This is a genomic window from Brachyspira pulli (assembly GCF_036997785.1).
GTDB classification, from domain to species: domain Bacteria; phylum Spirochaetota; class Brachyspiria; order Brachyspirales; family Brachyspiraceae; genus Brachyspira; species Brachyspira pulli.
Genome location: NZ_JAWLQI010000109.1, coordinates 1 through 4,994 on the forward strand (window position 1 = coordinate 1; position 4,994 = coordinate 4,994).

The window sequence follows — 4,994 nt, forward strand, 5'->3', positions numbered from 1 at the left end:
TAAATAAATTTTATATACTATTGAAGTTTTATATAATTTATATTATAATATTTCCTACAAAATATAATTGATTATTTAAGGATAATACTTTCAGTACAATTTGTAATTTAATACATATCTTATTTTATTCTCTTAATAAGAAATATACATTAAATAATTTCCTTTTTATTATTTTAAAGTTATAAATTTTTTTATTTTTAAATCATAAAATAATTTTATATTTAAGGAAAAATAAAAATGGATATTATTATAATAATAGTGTTAATACTTTTTAATGGCATATTTGCCATGTCTGAAATTGCAGTAATTTCTGCTAGAAAATCTTCATTAATGAAAGACAGTAAAGAAGGAAGCAAAGGGGCAAAGATAGCATTAACTCTTGCTGATAATCCTGATAAATTTTTATCTACAATACAAATTGGTATAACTTTAATTGGTATATTAACTGGTATTTATTCAGGTGATACAGTTGCAAAAGAATTATCTAATTTATTAATAAAATTAAATATACCGGAAACTTATTCAGCTATGGCAGCACAAATATTAGTTGTAGCATTGGTTACTTATTTGACATTAATATTTGGAGAGCTTGTTCCTAAAAGAATAGGAATGGTAATGCCGGAAAAAATAGCAAAAACTGTTGCAGGCCCTATGACATTGCTTTCAAAAATAGGAGGCCCTTTTGTTTGGGTGCTTTCAAAGAGTGCATTATTAGTTTCAAGAATTTTAGGCATAAAAGATGATAAAAGTCCTGTAACTGAAGAAGAAATAAAATCTATGATAGAAGAGGGCAGACAGGACGGAGAAGTTAAAGATATAGAGCAGGATATTATAGAGAGAGCTTTCTTTTTGGGTGACAGAAAAATAGAATCTATAATGACTCATAGAAATGATATAGTATTTTTAGATGTTAATATGAGTAATGATGAGATAAAAAAAATTGTATCAAAGAATTCTTTTTCTGCTTATCCTGTAGTTGATAATAATTTGGATAATATTGTCGGAGTTGTAAGGGTAACTGATATATTTGATAAATTAAATAGTTCTAAATCTAAAATAGAAAAGTATGTAAAAAAAGCTCATTACTACCATAATAATATGGAAGTATATTTAGTGCTTGAAGAAATGAAAAAAAATAATACAAAAATTGGACTTGTATCAGATGAGTTTGGAAATATAGATGGAATGATTACACAAAGTGATATATTTGATGCTTTGGTTGGTTCTACAGCAGATGGAAAAGACAGTAAAGATATTAGAAAAAGAAAAAATGGCGGCTGGTTTGTAGACGGAAAATGTCCTATATATGATTTCTTAGAATATTTTGAAATAGAAGATGAAAATGTTTCTAATAACTGCAATACTATAAGCGGATTAATATTAGAGTTGCTTCAGCATGTACCTACAGAAGGTGAAGCCTTAGAATGGAAAAATTTAAATTTAGAAATAGTAGATATGGACGGAGCTAGAATAGATAAGGTTATAGTAAATAAAATTGAAAAAACTGATGATAATTTGAATGATAATAAAGAAATTGATAAGTAAAAAGATTTGCTCGAGACTGGACTTGAACCAGCACGGTGTTACCCGACAGCACCTCAAGCTGTTGTGTCTACCTATTCCACCACCCGAGCTTAATTATTGAGTATTATATACTATAATATTATTTTGTCAAATACTTATAATTTTATAATAATAAAAAATATTTGTTTAATATTAAAATGTGTTTTTATTTTATTAAATATAGTTTGAAAAAAAATATTATTATTATATAATAACTTTTACATATTTTTAACACTTATTTTAGTGTATAATAACTAGGGGCGATTATGGATTATTTGAAAGAAACGATTATTTGGCATAACAGTTTATTACAGTATATAGTATCAATAGGTATATTTATTATATGTATAATATCAATGAATTTGGGTTTAACATTTTTATTGAAACTTTTATTAAGATTGAATGTTAAATTCCAAAATTCATTTGTACTTTCTTTGATAAAAAGTATAAAAAAAAGAACTAGACCATTAATATTGATAGTATCTTTAGCTATAGGAAGAATAGGTCTTACTTTACCAAAAGAATGGAGCGGATATTTGGGAAAAATAGTTGCGGTATTTATTATAATATTTGCAACAATGTTTATATGCGATTTAATAACTAATTTCAGCGATAATTATTTATCTAAGAAAAAAGATGTTGTTATATCAGATGGTATTATTACTATAATAAAATCAATTGCATGGGTAATAAGTTTCTTAACTATATTATCAAATTTGGGAGTAAATGTAAATACTTTTATTACTGGTCTTGGTATAGGCGGTGTTGCGGTAGCATTTGCAGCTCAAAGTATAATAGCAGATTTGTTTAACTATTTTGTTATAGTTTTTGATAAGCCCTTTTTAAAAGGAGATTTTATACAAATAGATCAGGATGCTGGTACTGTAGAATATATAGGAATAAAATCTACAAGAATAAAAAGAAACAGTGGAGAACAGCTTTTAATATCAAACACTAATTTATTAGCATCTAGGATACAAAACTATAGAATATTAGAGAAAAGAAGAAAATACATGTTAATAGGTGTAGAATATTCAACTCCTTTAGAAAAATTAAAAGTTATACCGGATCTAGTTAAATCAATTATAGAAAGTACTAATAATACAGAGTTTTATAGTGCAAGATTTTTGGAATTTGCGGATTCTTCTCTTAATTTTGAGGTAATATATCATGTAACAATACCAGATTATGCTGGATTTGTTAAAGTAGTTGAAGAAGTTAACTATAAAATTGTAGACGAGTTTAATAAATTGGGTGTAGGTTTTGCTTTCCCATCAAGAACTTTATATATAAGCAAAGAATAAAATATAAATTATTATTAAATTGTTATAGAGGACTTACTATGGATCATCAATTAAAATCTTCAAATATGATACCTAAATTTGGAATAGGTACTTGGTGTATTGGTGAAGAAGAAAGAAAAAGAAAAAAAGAAACTGATGCAATAATTTATGCTTTAGAAAATGGTGTAAGATTAATTGATACAGCAGAAATATATGGAAATGGCGGAGCTGAATTATTAATTGGCGAAGCTTTAAAAAAAGCAAATATAAAAAGAGAAGAACTTTTTATTATATCCAAAGTATATCCTCATAATGCCGGTAAAAGCAGTTTATTTAAAAGTTTAAAAGCATCATTAAAACGTTTAGAATTAGAATATTTAGATATGTATTTGCTTCATTGGAGAGGAAGAATACCTTTAAGCGAAACAGTAGAATGTATGGAAGAAGCAAAAAAGGAAGGACTTATAAAAGATTGGGGTGTTTCTAATTTTGATATAGATGATATGAAAGAGCTTGAATCTGTAAAAGATGGAGATAAATGTGTTCTTAATCAAGTATTGTATCATTTAGGTTCAAGAGGTATTGATTTTGATTTAGTGCCTTATCTTAATGAAAGAAATATATCTTTAATGACTTATTCTCCTTTAGGAAGGGCTGGAGAATTATGTAAGAATATTTTTAGGAGTGAGATAGTTCTTCAAATAGCTGAAAAACATCATATTACTGCTGCACAGGTTGCATTAGCTTTTATAATGAATTTAAATGACAATAGAATACCAATTCCTAAAAGTTCTAATAAAAAACATGTTTTAGATAATATAAAATCTCAAGATATTAAACTTGATGATGAAGATATGGAATTTTTAAATAGAGTATTTCCAAAACCTGATAAAAAAATGCCTTTAGATATAGTTTGATATATATAAATATGTTACTATAAAATATAAACAGATCAATATCTTTAATTTTATAAATTATTGTGGATTATATTTATATTGTTCTATAAGTTTATTAATTTCATCTTTATTTATATTTTCTTTTATTTTAAATACACCCAAAGTATTTGCTTTTTCAACAGTATCTAAATAATTTAATACAACATGATATTCTTCTCTATTAAAAAAATCATGTATTATAATTTTTGTATTTTTATTACAATTAAGTATAGTATTTAATGCACAAGCAACTCTAAATCTTCCGTCTATCAAAACTGTATCTATTTTATCTATTTTATTTTGATCAAGTATTTCAAATATTTCTTCAGAATATTTTGGATAATTTTCTATTTTAGATTTATCTTTAGGCATTCCCATAGCAGATATTTCTCCTACATCAATATGAACAAATTTAAGTCTGCAAAATTGTTCTTCCTCAAATATAGTTTTATTATCTCTCATATGATTTATCCAATCAATATCGCTTTCTACAGAAGTTATATTTGCTTTTGTTGTTTTTAATGCTATGAATGTACTTCCTCCAGAGCCAAATTCTAAATATTCTTTACTTTCAGAGATTGATTTAACAAATAATTCTCTTTCGTCTTCAGTCATTAATATTGGGAGTCTTATATTTGTTTCTAAAGACAATAGAAAATTTCTTATATCATTCCTTAAATTTTTAAATGGCATATACCATACTATTTTATCTACTAATTTCTTATTCATAAATTTCTCCATAATTACTATTCGATTAATATACTAATCTATTGAATAATACTTTTTCATTATATAATAATAATATTTAATAGTCAATTATATAAATAGTTATCTATTATTTTTTGGAATTTATATAAAATATTTTATTAATGATAGTAATTATAATTAATGTAAGTATAATAATATTTGTATATAATGTTGAAAAATATTTATAGCAATGTTTAGATATCACTATTAATCAAACTTTAAAAGAAATAATTTGTATATATGATTGTTTTACATATATATCTAAACAACTATATTTTGTAAAAAATAAATTTATATTTTTGTATTTATATCTGGGGCTTTGCCAACAGCTCTGCGTTCTTACGCAACCTCACTTCTTTGACGCTTTCCGCCTGCGACCGAAGTGAGTACCTGACGAAGTCCACCGTAGGTGTAGGTATGGCGTGCGGTGGAAAAAGAACAAAAAAATTGACAAACTTAAAAATTT

At 25.3% G+C, this 4,994-nt stretch carries 4 protein-coding genes and 1 tRNA gene; 3 read left to right on the plus strand and 2 right to left on the minus strand.

Annotated features, from left to right (window positions below; genetic code table 11):
* The first annotated feature begins 237 nt into the window (after window positions 1-237).
* Window positions 238-1,545, plus strand: coding sequence for a hemolysin family protein (locus tag R4K56_RS14385; protein WP_335761042.1), 1,308 nt, complete (start codon window positions 238-240; stop codon window positions 1,543-1,545).
* A gap of 7 nt (window positions 1,546-1,552) precedes the next feature.
* Here R4K56_RS14385 and R4K56_RS14390 read toward each other — a convergent pair.
* Window positions 1,553-1,634 (minus strand) — tRNA-Leu (locus R4K56_RS14390).
* 195 nt (window positions 1,635-1,829) lie between these two features.
* Here R4K56_RS14390 and R4K56_RS14395 point away from each other — a divergent pair.
* Entirely contained in the window at window positions 1,830-2,867 is a 1,038-nt protein-coding gene (locus tag R4K56_RS14395; protein ID WP_335773148.1) for a mechanosensitive ion channel family protein, read from the plus strand.
* A gap of 38 nt (window positions 2,868-2,905) precedes the next feature.
* A complete protein-coding gene (locus tag R4K56_RS14400; RefSeq protein WP_335773149.1) occupies window positions 2,906-3,763 on the plus strand; it encodes an aldo/keto reductase in 858 nt (285 codons plus the stop codon).
* Between the two features lie 57 nt (window positions 3,764-3,820).
* Here the strand turns inward: R4K56_RS14400 and R4K56_RS14405 are convergent, their stop codons facing one another.
* Window positions 3,821-4,510, minus strand: coding sequence for a hypothetical protein (locus tag R4K56_RS14405; protein ID WP_335757963.1), 690 nt, complete (start codon window positions 4,508-4,510; stop codon window positions 3,821-3,823).
* Window positions 4,511-4,994: the final 484 nt, after the last annotated feature.

What these genes read in the sequence shown, in the direction of transcription:
- R4K56_RS14385 (WP_335761042.1), top strand. Translation starts at nt 238, where the DNA reads ATGGATATTATTATAATAATAGTGTTAATACTTTTTAATGGCATATTT.
- R4K56_RS14395 (WP_335773148.1), top strand. Translation starts at nt 1,830, where the DNA reads ATGGATTATTTGAAAGAAACGATTATTTGGCATAACAGTTTATTACAG.
- R4K56_RS14400 (WP_335773149.1), top strand. Translation starts at nt 2,906, where the DNA reads ATGGATCATCAATTAAAATCTTCAAATATGATACCTAAATTTGGAATA.
- R4K56_RS14405 (WP_335757963.1), bottom strand. Translation starts at nt 4,510, where the DNA reads ATGAATAAGAAATTAGTAGATAAAATAGTATGGTATATGCCATTTAAA.